Genomic DNA, 16,170 nt, shown 5'->3' with positions numbered 1-16,170 from the left:
CTTAAAATAGTTTTAATTAAGGAAGGTTGATAAAAATGAATTTTGAACTAATTGATCAAGCAATAGAATATATGTTTGTCGATGAAAACAATAATTCTAAAAAAGGCAAAAGTCGTATCTTTCCCCATGTTAAAAAGGGAGCAACAGCAACGGGATTGGCCCAATTTGGCACCGCCATTGCCAGTTTGCAAGGTAATAGCTTAGGTAGTGCGACTTTAATTCAAAAGCAAGCAATTAAGTTAAATGAGCAAGACTAAAGATTAATGATTATAGGAAGAAAGGCAAAAATCATGTCCGTAAAAAGTAAAATTTTGCAATTAACATTCTTAAATGGTGCTGGTAAAAAGACTAATGTTGCTTTACCTGATGCAATTGAAAATTTAACTGCAGTCACTGTTGAAAGGGCAATGAATCAAATTGCTCAAGCAGACAGTTTTAGTAAGGATGGAGTTGATTTGTATAAAATTCCTCAGTCTGCTTCATATATTGAACGAACTGTTACTAGTTTGTTCGACCATACTAGAAATTAGGAAAGTAGATCTGCAAATTCTGATGATACTGCAAAAGATAAGTTATAAACTGCGCCATTTATGGCGTAAACTATAATTATTTCACCGTTAAAGTCACGCAAACTATAAAACGCGTGACTTTTTTGATATATTCAAATTATTTTGTTAATATTTTGTAAAATAAAAAGCAAAATAAAATAACGGTTATAACTTTAATTTAATAAAAAAACTGAATTCATAGGCTTAATTAATATTGCAAAATTTAGTCATTTTGAAAAAAATGAAACCGTTTATTACAAAAGTATGTAAAATAACCCCATACCTTGCATTTTAGTTTAAAGCTAGGTACAATATGGAATGTGGTAAGTAATAGCTATGCTTCAGGTTCGACAGCCTGTACGCATGCGCGTTCTTCAGTTGGAGAGCTACCTCATAAGAGTTATAAACTTATGAATTCGACTCGAAGGGTGTTGTAACAATGTAGGATCAAAACGACTGAACCTATAGCCTATTACTATTTTGTATATACACAAGGAGGAAAGACCACATGAAGAAAAATTTAAGAATTGTTAGTGCTGCTGCTGCTGCATTATTAGCCGTAGCCCCAGTTGCTACTTCTGTTGTATCAACTGTTTCAGCTGATACTAACGTACCGGTTGAAGGTGGAACTACTAGTACAGCTCCAGCTGAAGCTTCAATCAAGTTAAACGTAACTAACGTTGCTAGTTTGGTTGCCAATGACTCACCTGCTAAAGTTGCAGCTTCTATTGCAACCCCAAGTTTACCAACAGGTGCTGCTGTAGTACCAGCTAAGGCAAATGTTTATAAAGTAACTAAGAATACTGATGGTACTAATAGTGTTGCTACTACTCCAACTACTGATAAGTTAGTTGCAGGTGAAAGCTATGTTGTTAAAGTTAAAGTTTCAATTACTGGTTTAACTAGTTTTGCTGGTAAATCAGCTACTGATGCTGGCGCATTTAAAGTTAATGGGACTGCTGTTACTGTAAATGGTTCTGGTATCGCTACTGATGTTGAACTTACAAGTGCAGAATTTGCTATTCCTAATCCAGCATTGACAGGCGCACCTTACATTAAGGATGTTGCCAAAAGTTCAGCTGTAGATTCTGGCTCAATTGATCTTACTACTTACAGTGTTGCAGGTATTAAGTCTGACTTTGATAAGAAGTATGCAGTAGCAAATACTACTACTGGTACAGGTGCTGCTGTTCCAAGTATTACTGACTTTGAGGGTTCTGTTCGTGCAGGACTTAAAGCAGCAGGTATTACTGTAAAAGCAGATGGTTCTTTTGACAAACCAGCAGCTTCATTTCCAATTACTTTGAACCTAGCTTCAACCAATGGTAAGACTAATACTTTTGTATTTACTGTCAACCCTAGCGCTACAACTAGTGATGATTCATTCCCATTCATGTTCTTTAATGGTGAAACAGATACAGCTAAGGCATACAAGGGCAATGCAACTATCGATGCTCTTCCAGACAGCATTACTTGGAATTACGTACCAGTTAATGGTGTTGTAGATACTAAGGGAATTCAAAATTCATTTAAAACAACTGTAAGCAAGACAGATACAAATGCTATTGTTCCAACTGTTGATATCAGCAAGGTAAACACTAAGGTTGCTGGTAAGTACCCAGTTACTGTTACTGCTACTAACGCTGAAAAGAAGACTACTAAGGTAACCTTCATGTTAACTGTTGGTGCTAAGGATGCTTCTTACAAGATTGTTCAATCAGATGTAGATGTTCCAGTTTACAAGATTACTGGTAACACTGTAACTGACACTAAGACTGTTGTTAAGAACGGTGACCAAATTGCTACCTATGGTGATGCAATTGTAATTAACGGTAAATCATACACTCGTATTAACAGTGCTGATTCAGACCTTTACGTAGAAACTAAGTACGTTGATGGTTCAGTTAAACCTGGCGACAAGGTAACTAAGAAGGTTATGCACAATGCTTACATTTACGATGCTAACCACAAGCGTGTTGGTGACAAGACTTTAGCAGCTTACACTAACGTTGACGTTTATGGTAAAGCTACTAAGCTTGCTGATGGTAGCCTAGTTTACAAGATTGGTGATGACCAATACGTAATGGCTGACAACATTGATGGTACTGTACGTACTTTAACTCACAATGCTTACGTTTACAAGACTAGCACCAAGCGTGCTGACCGTCGTGTATTGCGCAAGGGTGACAAGGTAACTACTTACGGTAACCCTTACAAGTTCAAGAACGGTAAGTCATACTACCGTATCGGTGGACCTGCTAAGCAATACGTTAAAGTTGCTAACTTTTAATTAATTAGTCAATTAAATAATTAATTACCAGAACGGAAACGATTATCGTTTCCGTTTTTTGGTGTTTAAGTTAAAGTTGTTCATGATAGTATTACTATAAATGTATATTTTATTATGCTAGAAAGGAGTATTATCATGAATAAGACGCATACTACTTGTCACTTACCACATAGCCCGCGCTATCAAGTTTGGTCAAAGCAGTTATTACAGGAACGAATTGAAAAAGATAAGGCAGTAGAGCAATATTTAATTAGGACTAACACTTATTTGCTTAATGTCAACACACTTGCAATTTATGAATTTCAGCAGCAACCGTTTTTAGGAATTTATAAAAGTGTAATTTTTGATTGTCAAGAAGGGATTATACTTTGTCAGCAAAGTAGTAGTACCCTAATCACTACTTTTGCACAAAAAGCCTTACTTGGCGGGTTAGAATTTCAACGAGAATTAGCCGATAAACTTAATTTAAAAGGACATAATGTAATTGCAACTGGTAATTTAGCCTACTTTTCCCTCCAAAGCTATAATAGTAGTAATGTTGACTGGATAGCCTTACATCAAATTAGTAAATTTAAGTTTTTAAGTTCAGCAACCGTTATTTTTAAAACAATTAACTATAACGGGCATCGGTACAGTTTTATTTTCGATAAGCATAGTAAATATTTATTTGAAAATATATCTAATGCTTTATTTTTTAATCATGTAATTTCTAAATTATTAGCAAATCATGCAGCTATTTATTTTGGGATTACTTTATCCAAAAAACGCGGCCCCTCGTTGATTGACCAATCTGATTATTTTCATCCGCATAAGGCAATAGGTGATCTTTCCTTGAAGAGTATTATTTCTGCTGTTAATCAAAAAAGGCAACTAAGGTATGTGCACTATTTAGCTGACGAATTTGAAATGCCCTATTTAATTGAAGCAAATAAGACAGTATATTATTTAAGTAAACGACCAGATACTTTATATTAAAGTAACAGCTAAACCAATTCGGTTTAGCTGTTTTTTAACCGGATTTTGGCCGCCTACAGTTAAAAGCCCGCGTAAAATATTAATAATACTAGAAAATAAGGTTAATTAAGCTAATGGTATTTTAGCTCAGGTTAATTATGGTTTTCAGAATTAATTTAAACTTGCTAATCTGATGATGCACAAGCGCTTGTGACAATATATTGAAAGGAATGTCACAAATGAAGATTAGTGAGCAGGCATTTTTGCTGGCTTGGCATAATCAAAAATTAGTCCGAGATGCTTTGAAATATGTACATGTTAGCCGAACTTATCAAGGTTATGAAGATTTATTTCAAGAAGGAATTATCACTTATGCTGGAATGATTGAACTACATGGAAAGTTGACAAGGGAATTGAACCGCTTGAGTTTTCGAAAAGTAGTTTGGCATACAATCGATTTATTACGTAAAGAAAAGCGTAACCAAAATCTTGAACATGTTTTGAAATTATTAATAACAAATAGACAATTTAATAGTGCTGAGCTCAACTTGGCGTTAGCACAAGAGCTTCCTAAGCTGAACAATACTGAAAAAATGTTATTTTATAGTCATTTAATTAATGGACAATCAATTACATCTATTGCGCAAAAGAATCAGATTAATCGAGTACAATTGCAACGAGTTAAACGTCAGCTATTAGTCCATTTACGGAAAATTTTGATTTTAGATTACGATTTGTAATATAACGTATTCAATATTACTTTTTGACTACAATTAAAACTAACCTATTGTTTATAGTAGGATTGCTCGATACAATAAAAGTGTCGGTTAAGGAGGAAACATAATTTATGAAAAAGAAACTAATCACCGGTATTTCGGCAGCAGTACTTGCAACAACTGCTGTTGGACCGGTTACCAACAACCTGATTGCCAATTCTATTTGGCAAACTAAGCCAGTTTCAGCAGCTCAAGCTAATGAAGCTAAATTTTTAAATACTGCAGCTTCACAAGCACAAAAAGTTGCTAAAAAATATGGTTTATACCCATCAGTTATGATTGCACAAGCAATTGTTGAATCTAATTGGGGACAATCAGGGTTAGCAGTAAACGCTAATAATTTATTTGGCATGAAAGCTGATGATAGCTGGCCAGGTGAAACGTATGCAGCGAGAACGCGAGAAGAAGATAAAAACGGCAAGAGCTATTATATCGTTGCTAAATTTAGAAAATATCCTAGTTATCAAAACTCATTTGATGATAATGGCAAGAAGTTGCGCCAAGGTGTTTCTTGGCAACCTGATCGTTATCAGGGTGCTTGGCTTGAAAATGCCACTTCATACACTGATGCAACTAAAGCTTTGACAGGAACATATGCGACTGCCAATAACTACAACACCATCTTAAATAATAGAATTACAACTTACAATTTAACCCAATATGATCCGCAAGTGTCTAGTACCAGCAAGTCTTATGTTGTTAAAAAGTCAGGTGCAACTTATGCTTGGCCAACTGATCACAGTGTAACGACTAAGACTGATTCGATTAGTAAGGGTGATGCGGTGACAGTTACAAAGACTATTACTTTTTATAATGGCAAACAACGCCTATATATTTCAGGTAAAGGCTGGGTAAATGACTCAGCTTTGGAAATGGGTAGTGCCTTACCACCGGCAGCGCAGGCACCAAAGAATGAAAAGAAAGTTAACAAGACTTTAATGCATACAGCTTACATTTACGATGCTAAAGGTAATAAAGCTAAAGGTATGAAAGCCATTAAGGTTAGTGGTAGCGGCAAGGTAATTGCTACTTATGGTACCAAGACTATTAATAATAAAAAATATTACCGTATTGGGCAAAACCATTATATTGCCAGTGGTAATATTGACGGTACAATGAGAATTTTAAAACATGATACCTATGTTTATAACAATTATGGTAATCGTGATAACCAAGAAATTATGAAAAAAGGTAAATCTGTAGCCACTTATGGTGCAGCAATTTCTATTTATGGTGTGCAATATTACCGTATTGGGGTCAACCAATACATTAAGCGCGCAGATTTTAGCCTTAATTAACCACCCCCTATCAGCAAGAAATGAGGAACTAACTTTTAGATGAAGATAAAGAAACTAATAACTACTATTGCTATCGGAGTAGGTTTAGTTATCCCTATTTTTAAAATAAATCAAAATCAAGTAGTTGAAGCTGCTACCGTAAATTCAATTGCTAAGCAAAATAGTTATAGCAATGTTACTTTTTTATATAAAATGTTGCAAACACAAAACATTCGCTATAATAAGTTTTATGCTAATGGTAACAAAATTAAGTACCGTAAGGGTAAGCCAGAAGGAATTGTTATTCACGAAACAGCCACTCCTGGTGCATCAGCTTATAATGAGGCGATTTATTTTAATCGTGAGTGGAAGAACATGTATTCATATGTGCATGCCTTTGTCGATCACGGCCAGGTAATTCAAATGATGACGCCAAATTATGGTGTATGGGGTGCAGGAGCAATTGCTAACAATCGCTATATTCAAATTGAATTATGTCAGGAGAACACGCGTGCTAAATTTGCTAAAAGTGTAAATAATGATGCAATTTATGCAGCTAAGCTACTTCATCGTTATAATATTAAACCAAGTAACGCCTGCAATACAGGCAAGGGTACAGTTTGGTCACATCATGCAGTCTCGCGTTTTTTAGGTGGAACAAATCATACTGATCCTGATGATTACTTCGCTAGGTGGGGTTATTCAATGAATCAATTTTATGCCTTACTGAAATATTACTATAATTTGCAAGGAGCAGAGCCTAGTCCTACTCCTAAAAATGATAGTACTAATAATTCTAGCATAAATGAATCTGAGACAGCAGGAACGAAGACTTTGATGCACGATTCCTATATTTACGATGCTAATGGCGAGTTAACTAGTGCCCCATTAAAGTTAGCAGGAACGCAAGTAACCTTGAGTGGCTCTAAGACTATAAATGGTAAGTCATACTTAAAAATTGATGATAATCAATATATTGATGCAAGTAATATTATTGGTACAGAGCGAACTTTGAAGCAGGATGCTTATATTTATGATACAGCTGGTGTGCTTATAAATGAACCTGAACTTAAATGTAATCAAGCAGTTAAAGTTTATGGTAGTCCAATCAATATTGCAGGTGAATTTTATTATCCAATTAATGCTAGCCAATTTGTGAAAGTAACTAATTTTAAGTAATTAAAAACAGTTCAAAGAAAATCTTTAGTAATCACTAAGAGCATTTTTATTTAGTGATGTAGGTTGTTTCCTTGGACTGTTTTTTTATGTAGAAAAATCAATTTTTAATTGATGCCTTAGCTTTAGCTAAAACTTCAATGACAGCAGTACTATGCTCATATAATTTGTTAGCCATTTGCTGATCATGTTGATCAATAATTTTACTGAAATTATTGAATTCGCTAGCCATACGGTGTGAATATTGATTAAAACGTAAGCGGTTGGTTTCTCCATTACGCATTTCAACTGTAAAGTCGTTAATAACACCTGTAGATCCATCAAAATAAATAGAACCCTTTTCTCCTTCAATAAAAGAACGGGGTGTAGTATAGCAGTCTTTAGCTGCAATAAGAATGGCCTGCTTATCTGGGTAAACTAAATTTAAGCTACCTGAAGTATCAACACCCTTTTGCATAACCGGATAATATTGCACACTAATCGGTTTGCCAAAAAGACCAACTACTAGGTGTATATTATATATATTTAGGTCCATTAAGGTTCCACCACCCTTAGTTGGGTCGAAAACAGGCGCAATTTTATTGGCTAAAAAGTCATCATAACGACTAGAATATTGAGTATAATTGAGGCAAATAATGTGAATGGGTCCAATTTTATTTATTATTTTTTTGATTACTTGATAATTTTTTAAATGAATATTTGTAATTGCCTCTAAAATAATTACCTTGTGCTGGTCAGCCAATTGTTTGAGCTCAGCAGCCTCGGCAACTGTTGCTACATAAGGCTTTTCACAAATTACATTTTTACCAGCTAAAATAGCTTGTTTTACTACTTGGTAGTGTAATGAATTTGGTACAGCCACATAAACAGTGTCAACGTTGTTATCGTTACATAAAAGTTCGTTATTTGTAAAGACATCTTTAATGTTATATTGTTTGGCCAGACTTTGGGCAACGTGTTGGCTGCGTTCAGTGGTTGAAATAGCGGTTATTTTCATATTGGTAATTTTATCTGCTGTTTGTAAAAAATCGTGTACAATCATACCACTACCAATAATTCCTAATTTCATGAATAATCCTCCTTTTAAAAATTATATCTATTACTACTTCAATCTTAGATGATTCGATATAGATGGGCAATAGGCGCGCTTGTCTCTCTAAAATAAAAAACACATTATAACTAAGGTTATAGTGTGTTTTTATTAGTTTTATTTTTTCTTTTGCGGTAAAGGCTTCGCATCTAAAACATTGTCTGGCATCTTTAAAAAATCATGGGTGCCAATATTGGCATAGCTTTGACCAACTTCAAGTTGCATCATTTTTCCTATTTTCATATATACCTTATAATTAAAAGATACCAATTTTTGCTTTTTAACAACAAGTTTAACGTCCATTTTTTGATAGGTCCCTTTTTGAGTGAGTTGTTTATAAGCTGGTAATTGTTTTTTGCTTTGGTTATTTGTCCCAAAGATTGGCTGAACGGTAGCCTGCATTATTTTTTTATCAGTAAGTGTTGCAGTTAAAGTATATTTATTATTTGACCGCTTCATTTGATAGGCATTAATGAGTTTGTTAGGTGGATCTAGTAGCATTTTGTTATTCATAACCGCGTCAACAATATCGTTATATGAATGTCCAGTTAGTTTATCAAGGGGAGTAACATACCACGTACTTTGCCCGTTAATATAAGCCTTATTAGTATTACTGATCCATTCCTCTAAATTACTGCTTTTGCCTTTAGCTTGAGTTTGATAATTCAAATGAAAAATGGTTGGATTACCACCAAAGGTATATGTAGAAGTGATAACTTGACTTTCTGTATCAGTTTTTAAATTAATTAGTTGCTTGGCTTGGCCACTTTTAAAAGTTTGTTGTGACTTTTTGATTACGGTTGATTTGTTTAGAACCGGTTCAGCTGGCTTTTTTTGTGCTGCACAACCACTACTAATCAGTGCTACAATGAGCCCCATACCAAGTAATACTTTTTTTAATCTCATTTTGTTAAAAAATCTCTTTTCTTATAATCATTAATATCTCTATTGTATCGTAAAATGTTAAATTAAAAAACGATTTTTAGTTCTAAACCCTATGAAAACAAAATTTAAATGTGTAAAATAATAAGTGAAGCTTTTAATTTGCAAAGGAGATATTTCATGTCAAAATTAGTTTTGATCCGTCATGGACAAAGTGAATGGAATCTTGAAAACAAGTTTACTGGTTGGGTTGATGTTAACCTTTCAGAACAAGGTGTTGCAGAAGCCAAAAATGCTGGTCGTTTAATTAAAGCGCATGGTCTTAAGTTTGACCAAGCTTATACTTCAGTTTTAACACGTGCAATTAAGACTTTGCACTATGCTTTAGCTGAAAGTGACCAACTATGGGTACCAGAAACTAAATCATGGCGTTTAAATGAACGTCACTATGGTGGTTTGCAAGGTTTGAATAAACAAGCAACTGCTGACAAGTATGGAGATGATCAAGTTCACATTTGGCGTCGTTCATATGATGTTTTGCCACCAAAATTGGAAGATGATTCAGAATTTAGTCAAGTGCACGATCGTCGTTATGCTGATCTTGATCCGAACATCATTCCACGGACAGAGAATTTAAAGGTTTGCTTAGAGCGAGTAATGCCATTCTGGGAAGATCATATTGCTCCTGACTTACTAGCTGGTAAGAACGTTATTATTGCTGCTCATGGTAATTCACTTCGTGCCTTGACTAAGTACATTGAAAACATTTCTGATGAAGATATTATGGATTTGGAAATGAAGACTGGTGAACCAGTTGTCTACACTTTTGATGACAAATTAAAGGTTGTTAACAAAGAAAAGCTAGATGATTAATTAATCAATAAAAGACTATTTTAGAGGAATCTAAATGGTCTTTTTTATTATAAAAAATTTTTAATAGTTATTAAACGGTGCATGTATTGAATTAACTTGCTATACTATAAGCAAAGTTTATTTTTTTGTATTATTGAAGGGGTAATTGGTGAATAAAATGAAAAGAAGCGATCAGCATCACACCAAATTAATGTTGAGTGGCATTGTACTTTCAGCGGCAGTTAGCTTTTTTTATTTTCAGCAGCGATCAATGAAGGGCAAGTGCATCTGTTGGCACGATTTGTTAGCTGATAAAACTAATTTTAAAAAAAGAGCAAAACAACAATTGCAAGTGATGGGTAATGCTGTACAAAAATTGTGTAATTTTGACAAAAACAAATTGACTGATAAGCAAGCATCGGCATTAGAAATTTTACCAGTTACTACAGCTGCTAGTGAGACTGTGACTGAACCTGAAGTTTCAGCCCCGCATTCAACAGCTGGAACTACTAGTAATTGCCAGGTTCTAGTTAACTATGTGGATGAAGATAATAATTTGATTGCCCAAAGTGAAATTTTAAGGGGGAAAGAAGGAGTTAGTTATGCTTCGGTCTTCAAGCCGGTTAAAGGGTATTTACTAAAAAAGCGGACAGATAATGCTAAGGGACGCTTTAAAGCAGAAGCACAAGTAGTCAAGTATATTTATATTAAGGATAGTGCTTATCAAGCTCCAACCCAGAACACAAAATAGTGGAACATTTTTGGGTTAATTAGGCCAGTTTACCAGAATTAATAATTGATATTAATTGAGCTATAAAAAAAGAAATCAAACCGTTAGTCGCTTGTAACTAGCGGTTTTTATAATTACTAAATTTACTAACCAAATATTTTACTAAGTTTTACATTTAAAATACTTGACTTAAAGTTAACTTTAAGGAGTATGGTTATCCTATAATTTAGTAAAAACAGACAGGATTCTTGTCTAAATTAAAATTAGGAGTAATTAATGAGCAGGGCGAATAAGTATCGCATCGGTCAATTTAGTCAGGTAACTCATTTGTCAGCAGCAACTTTGCGTTATTATGAGCAAGAAGGTTTGTTGGCGCCAAAACGTGATAGTTTGGGTCAACGATTTTATACTGATGCAGATTTAGCTTGGTTAAATTTTATCCTACATTTAAAAGACACGGGGATGACCATTACTGACCTGAAAAAATATGTTGATTTACGCGCTCAAGGAGATGAGACAATTAGTCAGCGCCTAGCTTTACTCAAGCAAGTCCAAGTTCAGGCTGAAGCGCAATTATTTAATTTAAAAAATAGTTTAACCATTGTTAAACAAAAAATTGCTTGGTACGAAGGTAAGAAAAATGCAACCATTGCCGATGATGAAACTTTTGTAGCTTATTTAAATCGAATTAAGGAGAGGAAACAAAATGATTAAACATGAAAATGAAGTTAAGCAAGCCCTATTTGCATTAGGTGAAAAAAATACGGCCTACCAAAAATATTTTATTGGACAAAGCTATTTGCAAAATTTAGTAGCTGATCCCAAGCTCAATGTTAATGTAGCTAATGTTAGTTTTGAGCCTGGATGTCGTAATAACTGGCATAAACATAATGGTGGGTTTCAAATTTTATTGGTAACTGCTGGTGAAGGTTGGTATCAAGCAGAGGGTCAACCGGCTCGAAAACTTTATCCAGGTGATGTTGTGGTAGTCCATGATGGAGTCAAGCATTGGCATGGAGCGACTAAGGATAGTTGGTTTGCGCATGTGGCTATTACAAGTGGTACACCAGAATGGCTTGAACCAGTACCAGATGAAGTATATCAACAATTGGAGGATTAATGATGAAGAAACAAACAGCTGGACGTGATAATTTAGGTAAGCTGGCCCCGAAGTTTGCTGAATTGAATGATGATGTTTTATTTGGTCAAGTTTGGTCACGTGAAAAGCAATTATCTGCCCGGGAACGTAGTTTAATTACTTGCGCATCTTTAATGACTCAAGGTGCTTTTCCGCAATTAAAAGCGCATCTGAAAATTGCTCAAAATAACGGGGTAACTAAAGAAGAAATGGTTGAAATTATTACTCATTTAGCCTTTTATTGTGGCTGGCCTAAAGCTTGGTCGACTTTTGATTTGGTAAAAGAGGTTTATGGAGAATAAGTGATTTTTTTAAAATTGTCCTACTTCAGCAATAGAGCCAGTCAAATCGGCTATAATGTGTTTAAGTAAAAACAACATTTTTATATTGATGAAGGGGTTACCAATTATGACTAAAAAAATCCTTATTTTACATACTGGCGGTACAATTTCAATGTCAGAAGATGAATCAGGTAAGATTAAACCCAATGAACGCAATCCACTCGCTAATATTTCTCTAAAAAATAAAAGTGAACTTGAACTAGTAACTGAAGAAATTTTTAATGTACCTTCGCCGCATATGAATCCAGAACGAATGTTACAGTTATCACTCAGAATTCGTCAGGCTGAAGCAGAGGGATTTTATGGTGCGGTGGTAACTCACGGGACGGATACCTTAGAAGAAACCGCAATTTTTTTAGATTTAACTATTTCTAGTAACATGCCAGTAGTAGTCACAGGGGCAATGCGCTCTTCTAATGAAATTGGAAGTGATGGTCTATATAATTTTCGGACGGCAATCATGGTAGCTAGTTCCAAAGAATCAGTGGGTAAAGGCGTGGTCGTAGTTATGAATGATGAAATTCATTCAGCACGTTATGTAACTAAGACCCATACTACAAATGTTGCCACTTTTCGTACGCCAACCTTTGGGCCAATTGGTATTGTTTCAGAAGGTCATGTCAATTATGTACAGACAATTAAACCGCAACAACATCTACCAATTAATTATGTAGTTGATCAAGTATTTTTAGTTAAAGCTTACGCAGGGATGGGAACGGAATTGTTTCGGGCTTTGAACCAGACCACAACTAATGGTATTGTAATTGAGGCTTTAGGAGCTGGTAATATGCCGCCTGAAACCTTATCAGAGCTTCAAGCACTTGTTGAACATAAGATTCCAATAGTTTTAGTTTCACGTTGCTTTAATGGAATTGCTGAGCCAGTCTATGATTATCAAGGCGGCGGAGTTAACTTAAATAAGATGGGAATTATTTATTGTCGGGGCTTAAATGGGCAAAAGGCGAGAATTAAATTATTGGTTGGCTTGAGTGCAGGCTTATCAGGCTTAGAATTAAAAAAATATATTAATAATTAAATAAAAATCGTTCATCACAGGTGAACGATTTTTATTTCTAACTTTATAGATAATAAATAACTATAAATTATTTATTGTTTGGGGTTGTAATATGTGCTATTATTCTCATAAATATATGAAAGCGATTTCATATAGGGGAAGACCTATGATTTACCAAGCAGATATTGAATGGAATGCCAATTATGATGTTGTAGTACTAGGATTTGGTGGTGCGGGGGCAACAGCTGCCCGTTTTGCTGCGGACCAAGATGCGCAGGTTTTGTTGGTCGATGCTGCTCCAGAAGGCCATGAGGGTGGGAATACGCGTTATTCTGCTCAGCTATTGGGAACTGGTGAAGATTTTAACAAAATGAAAAAATATTACCAACAACTAACAGCACCGATGTCATTAGATGAAGAGATGATTGACACTTATATTAAAGGTATGGTGGCAATGCCTGAATATGTTTCTAAGTATTTAGAAGTAGAGCCATGCAGTGCTAAAGACTATGCACCTCAATCACGTTGGGCGTTTGAAGAATTTCCTGAATATGAAGGTTCAGAAACGCATGACTTTACCATGGTCGCCAAATCATGGTTTGATGCATCTTTATGGCAAATTTTAAAAAATCAAGTAAGCAAAAGACAAAGCAAGATCGATGTTTTGTTTAACACACTAGCCATTGAATTAATTCAAAATGGTCAAACTCGAGTAATTGAGGGCGTTGTAATTGAACGTGATAATAAGAGGCTAAACGTTCAAGCTAAAAATGGTGTAGTACTGGCTACTGGCGGTTTTGAAAATAATCAGCGCATGGTTGAAGATTATTTAGGAGCAAAAAAATTAGCTCCTTTAGGTACACTTTACAATAAAGGTGATGGTGTTCGGCTGGCCCAAGAAGTTGGTGCTGATCTTTGGCATATGCATAATTTTGAGTCATTGGGTCTCTTACACGGAATGGCTTTTGCTGTACCTCAAGGTGAGCGCGGTCGTCTAATGTTAGGTGAACAAAATGAAAAAGTTGCTCATGGCAGCGCATTTGTGATTGGTGATGATGGTACAAGATATTTTAATGAAGCAGAAGAAAATCGACATGGCCATATTAAGAATCATGGTCAATGGAAAGTGCCAATGAATCAAGTCCACCCCTATCTAATTTTTGACAGCAAGAAGAAAGAGGAGCTTGATCATGATCCAATAATTGGTAGTTATGCACCATATTATAATCAGATAATTAGTGCTAGTTCACCAGCAGAATTAGCAGAAAAAATTGAAATTGAACCAGCGGTCTTGAATCAGACGGTAGCTAGGTTTAATCATGCATGTGAAGAACATAACGATTCCGAATTTCATCGTGCGTCAACTACGCTACAAGCTTTTACTGGAGCTGAAATTTTTGCAGTTAAGCTGGAACAAACGATGCTTAATACTCAAGGCGGTCCCAGAAGAAATGTGAAAGCTGAGATTATTGGTACTAAGGGTCAAGTAATTCCACACTTATATTCAGCAGGAGAATTAGGCGGGATTAGTGCCAATCAATACCAAGGTGGTGGCAACTTAGCCGAATGTTTGATTTGGGGTAAGATTGCTGGGGAAAATGCTGCCATACCAAAATTGGCTAATGAAGCTGATGTAGCAAGTGGTGCTTCGGTAAGTGAGAAACATTTGAATTCTGATTTAAGGCGGGAAACTTACCCCACAGCTAAAAATCAATACATTGGTCGTTCAAGTCGCGGTATGGGTGACGAAATTGTAGTCCGAGTTACTGTTGATGAAAATAAGAATTTGCAAGAAATTGAAGTGTTGAAGCAGGCAGAATCAGCTGATTATGGACAAAAAGCAATTGAGATTTTACCTAAGGAAATGGTCAAGCAAAATCGTACTGATGTTGATGCGATTACCGGTGCTTCCAGTACCAGTAGGGGACTACGAGATGCCGTTAATGATGCCTTGAGCAAGATTAAATAAAGATAGTTAAAAAGGTCATTATTAGTAATGATCTTTTTGTGTAGTCAAAAAACTTTAGTTATAATGAGTAAAATAGAGTAATTATATTTTGAATAAAGAATTTATTGATGGCGGAGAATAAAAATGAATTTTACTCAGTTACGTTGCTTTATCAAGGCAGTAGATAATTCAAGTTTTACAATTGCAGCAGAGAGAATGAACTTTTCTCAATCAGCAGTTTCAAAGAATATTAAAGACTTAGAAAATACCATCGGCGTAACCTTGATTAACCGGGGACATCATCGCATTTCACTTACGGATGCGGGTAAATATTTTTATCGTGTGGCACGTAATGTGGTAGATGATATGGATTATACTGTTGCCTATTTACAAAGTAAAAGAAATGACCCAGAGACCCTCTTGCGAATCGGTGTATGTGATACGCCATTAGAGCAAAGTGTTTTGCCCCTTTTTTTGCGTAAGTTACGCGAGGCTGGAAGTAATTTGAATATCCAGTTTGTTTTTGTTCTAAATAACTCAATTGGCGAGCTGCTTAATCATCATGTTGATTTATGCGCTATTGCACGTGACGATGTCAATGTGGTAGATGACGTTCAGTTTGAACATTTAATTCAGGGTCAGGTAGTAGTAGCTTGTCCCCCTGATTCACCTTTGGCCCAAAAAAAAGTAATTTCTTTATCAGATTTGATTAAACAGGATTTGTTTTTGCTCGATCCAAATAGTTCACTTAATGTACAGGTCAATTTTCAAAATGAATTGATTAACCATATGGGAATGGATCATATTAAATTTGTTCAAGATTTTTTGGCAATGAATATTTATGTTCGTGGCGGTTGGGGATATGGTATTTTGCCTAATTTTATTGCTGATTATCAAGCTACTGATATCAGCTATGTCCCAATCGATTATCATGATATTTCTCCATATGGCATTGCCTATATGAAATCTTTTACTAATGAGTCGGTTTTAAAAGAAGTGATTACGACTTTAAATAAAGCAATCACAGAATATTTAAAGCAAAAAAATAAATAATGCACAAATTAAAAATATTAAGTAAATGCTTGTGGTCTAGAAAAAAGGCGCCATACAAGCATTTTTTGTTACTTATTTTTTATCATTTTGGTAATTATTC

The 16,170-nt window shown here is 35.1% G+C and carries 17 protein-coding genes; 15 read left to right on the top strand and 2 right to left on the bottom strand.

All coding sequences use genetic code 11. The features are described from left to right. Nucleotides 1-35: 35 nt before the first annotated feature. The 7 genes from F5ESL0233_RS07355 (at nt 36) to F5ESL0233_RS07325 (ending at nt 7,024) form a co-directional block, all read left to right on the top strand. A complete protein-coding gene (locus F5ESL0233_RS07355; RefSeq protein WP_122059503.1) occupies nt 36-257 on the top strand; it encodes a DUF1659 domain-containing protein in 222 nt (73 codons plus the stop codon). A gap of 30 nt (nt 258-287) precedes the next feature. Beyond that, entirely contained in the window at nt 288-530 is a 243-nt protein-coding gene (locus F5ESL0233_RS07350; RefSeq protein WP_370448352.1) for a DUF2922 domain-containing protein, read from the top strand. Nucleotides 531-1,056: 526 nt separating this feature from the next. Next, nucleotides 1,057-2,838 (top strand): SLAP domain-containing protein, encoded by a 1,782-nt coding sequence (locus F5ESL0233_RS07345; protein WP_122059501.1) that lies wholly within the window; start codon nt 1,057-1,059, stop codon nt 2,836-2,838. Between the two features lie 135 nt (nt 2,839-2,973). Next, the gene (locus F5ESL0233_RS07340) at nt 2,974-3,813 is read left to right on the top strand and encodes a hypothetical protein (protein WP_122059499.1); all 840 of its coding nucleotides are present in this window, start codon (nt 2,974-2,976) and stop codon (nt 3,811-3,813) included. 218 nt (nt 3,814-4,031) lie between these two features. Further along, nucleotides 4,032-4,532, top strand: a complete 501-nt coding sequence (locus tag F5ESL0233_RS07335; RefSeq protein ID WP_090092556.1) for a sigma-70 family RNA polymerase sigma factor — start codon at nt 4,032-4,034, stop codon at nt 4,530-4,532. Nucleotides 4,533-4,639: 107 nt separating this feature from the next. Then, the gene (locus F5ESL0233_RS07330) at nt 4,640-5,866 is read left to right on the top strand and encodes a glucosaminidase domain-containing protein (RefSeq protein ID WP_122059497.1); all 1,227 of its coding nucleotides are present in this window, start codon (nt 4,640-4,642) and stop codon (nt 5,864-5,866) included. Between the two features lie 39 nt (nt 5,867-5,905). Further along, entirely contained in the window at nt 5,906-7,024 is a 1,119-nt protein-coding gene (locus F5ESL0233_RS07325; protein WP_122059496.1) for an SLAP domain-containing protein, read from the top strand. A gap of 97 nt (nt 7,025-7,121) precedes the next feature. Here the strand turns inward: F5ESL0233_RS07325 and F5ESL0233_RS07320 are convergent, their stop codons facing one another. Both F5ESL0233_RS07320 and F5ESL0233_RS07315 read right to left on the bottom strand, forming a co-directional pair. Further along, nucleotides 7,122-8,090, bottom strand: a complete 969-nt coding sequence (locus tag F5ESL0233_RS07320) for a Gfo/Idh/MocA family protein (RefSeq protein ID WP_122059494.1) — start codon at nt 8,088-8,090, stop codon at nt 7,122-7,124. Nucleotides 8,091-8,228: 138 nt separating this feature from the next. Further along, on the bottom strand, nt 8,229-9,017 hold the full coding sequence (locus F5ESL0233_RS07315; protein ID WP_233554980.1) for a hypothetical protein: 789 nt from the start codon (nt 9,015-9,017) through the stop codon (nt 8,229-8,231). A 156-nt stretch (nt 9,018-9,173) separates the two neighbouring features. Between F5ESL0233_RS07315 and F5ESL0233_RS07310 the strand changes: the two genes are divergently transcribed. From F5ESL0233_RS07310 to F5ESL0233_RS07275, 8 genes are all read left to right on the top strand, one after another. Then, nucleotides 9,174-9,866 carry a 2,3-diphosphoglycerate-dependent phosphoglycerate mutase gene (locus F5ESL0233_RS07310; RefSeq protein ID WP_090092548.1) on the top strand — a complete coding sequence of 231 codons (693 nt, stop codon included), beginning with the start codon at nt 9,174-9,176 and terminating at the stop codon, nt 9,864-9,866. A 157-nt stretch (nt 9,867-10,023) separates the two neighbouring features. Continuing rightward, a complete protein-coding gene (locus tag F5ESL0233_RS07305; RefSeq protein WP_147442593.1) occupies nt 10,024-10,596 on the top strand; it encodes a MucBP domain-containing protein in 573 nt (190 codons plus the stop codon). A gap of 255 nt (nt 10,597-10,851) precedes the next feature. Continuing rightward, entirely contained in the window at nt 10,852-11,289 is a 438-nt protein-coding gene (locus F5ESL0233_RS07300) for a MerR family transcriptional regulator (RefSeq protein ID WP_122059491.1), read from the top strand. Next, complete coding sequence (locus F5ESL0233_RS07295) at nt 11,282-11,695, top strand: cupin domain-containing protein (RefSeq protein WP_090092545.1); 414 nt, start codon at nt 11,282-11,284, stop codon at nt 11,693-11,695. Before F5ESL0233_RS07300 ends, F5ESL0233_RS07295 begins: the two co-directional genes overlap by 8 nt. Further along, complete coding sequence (locus F5ESL0233_RS07290; RefSeq protein ID WP_090092544.1) at nt 11,695-12,015, top strand: carboxymuconolactone decarboxylase family protein; 321 nt, start codon at nt 11,695-11,697, stop codon at nt 12,013-12,015. Before F5ESL0233_RS07295 ends, F5ESL0233_RS07290 begins: the two co-directional genes overlap by 1 nt. A gap of 106 nt (nt 12,016-12,121) precedes the next feature. Next, nucleotides 12,122-13,090: an asparaginase gene (locus F5ESL0233_RS07285; protein WP_122059490.1), complete on the top strand. Its 969-nt coding sequence runs from the start codon at nt 12,122-12,124 to the stop codon at nt 13,088-13,090. A 145-nt stretch (nt 13,091-13,235) separates the two neighbouring features. Beyond that, nucleotides 13,236-15,038: an FAD-binding protein gene (locus F5ESL0233_RS07280; protein ID WP_122059488.1), complete on the top strand. Its 1,803-nt coding sequence runs from the start codon at nt 13,236-13,238 to the stop codon at nt 15,036-15,038. Between the two features lie 123 nt (nt 15,039-15,161). After that, nucleotides 15,162-16,070: a LysR family transcriptional regulator gene (locus F5ESL0233_RS07275; RefSeq protein ID WP_122059487.1), complete on the top strand. Its 909-nt coding sequence runs from the start codon at nt 15,162-15,164 to the stop codon at nt 16,068-16,070. Nucleotides 16,071-16,170: the final 100 nt, after the last annotated feature.

The sequence above is a fragment of the Lactobacillus sp. ESL0233 genome (assembly GCF_003692995.1).
In the GTDB taxonomy this organism is placed as follows: Bacteria; Bacillota; Bacilli; order Lactobacillales; family Lactobacillaceae; genus Lactobacillus; species Lactobacillus bombicola.
The sequence above is the reverse complement of the archived record's forward strand: the minus strand, read 5'-3'. Positions and strand labels throughout refer to the sequence as shown.

Excerpts from the sequence above, each read along its gene's own strand:
- F5ESL0233_RS07320 (WP_122059494.1), bottom strand. The coding sequence starts at position 8,090 with ATGAAATTAGGAATTATTGGTAGTGGTATGATTGTACACGATTTTTTA.
- F5ESL0233_RS07315 (WP_233554980.1), bottom strand. The coding sequence starts at position 9,017 with ATGAGATTAAAAAAAGTATTACTTGGTATGGGGCTCATTGTAGCACTG.
- F5ESL0233_RS07310 (WP_090092548.1), top strand. The coding sequence starts at position 9,174 with ATGTCAAAATTAGTTTTGATCCGTCATGGACAAAGTGAATGGAATCTT.
- F5ESL0233_RS07275 (WP_122059487.1), top strand. The coding sequence starts at position 15,162 with ATGAATTTTACTCAGTTACGTTGCTTTATCAAGGCAGTAGATAATTCA.
- F5ESL0233_RS07280 (WP_122059488.1), top strand. The coding sequence starts at position 13,236 with ATGATTTACCAAGCAGATATTGAATGGAATGCCAATTATGATGTTGTA.
- F5ESL0233_RS07335 (WP_090092556.1), top strand. The coding sequence starts at position 4,032 with ATGAAGATTAGTGAGCAGGCATTTTTGCTGGCTTGGCATAATCAAAAA.
- F5ESL0233_RS07340 (WP_122059499.1), top strand. The coding sequence starts at position 2,974 with ATGAATAAGACGCATACTACTTGTCACTTACCACATAGCCCGCGCTAT.
- F5ESL0233_RS07355 (WP_122059503.1), top strand. The coding sequence starts at position 36 with ATGAATTTTGAACTAATTGATCAAGCAATAGAATATATGTTTGTCGAT.
- F5ESL0233_RS07330 (WP_122059497.1), top strand. The coding sequence starts at position 4,640 with ATGAAAAAGAAACTAATCACCGGTATTTCGGCAGCAGTACTTGCAACA.
- F5ESL0233_RS07290 (WP_090092544.1), top strand. The coding sequence starts at position 11,695 with ATGATGAAGAAACAAACAGCTGGACGTGATAATTTAGGTAAGCTGGCC.
- F5ESL0233_RS07300 (WP_122059491.1), top strand. The coding sequence starts at position 10,852 with ATGAGCAGGGCGAATAAGTATCGCATCGGTCAATTTAGTCAGGTAACT.
- F5ESL0233_RS07345 (WP_122059501.1), top strand. The coding sequence starts at position 1,057 with ATGAAGAAAAATTTAAGAATTGTTAGTGCTGCTGCTGCTGCATTATTA.
- F5ESL0233_RS07295 (WP_090092545.1), top strand. The coding sequence starts at position 11,282 with ATGATTAAACATGAAAATGAAGTTAAGCAAGCCCTATTTGCATTAGGT.
- F5ESL0233_RS07325 (WP_122059496.1), top strand. The coding sequence starts at position 5,906 with ATGAAGATAAAGAAACTAATAACTACTATTGCTATCGGAGTAGGTTTA.
- F5ESL0233_RS07285 (WP_122059490.1), top strand. The coding sequence starts at position 12,122 with ATGACTAAAAAAATCCTTATTTTACATACTGGCGGTACAATTTCAATG.
- F5ESL0233_RS07305 (WP_147442593.1), top strand. The coding sequence starts at position 10,024 with ATGAAAAGAAGCGATCAGCATCACACCAAATTAATGTTGAGTGGCATT.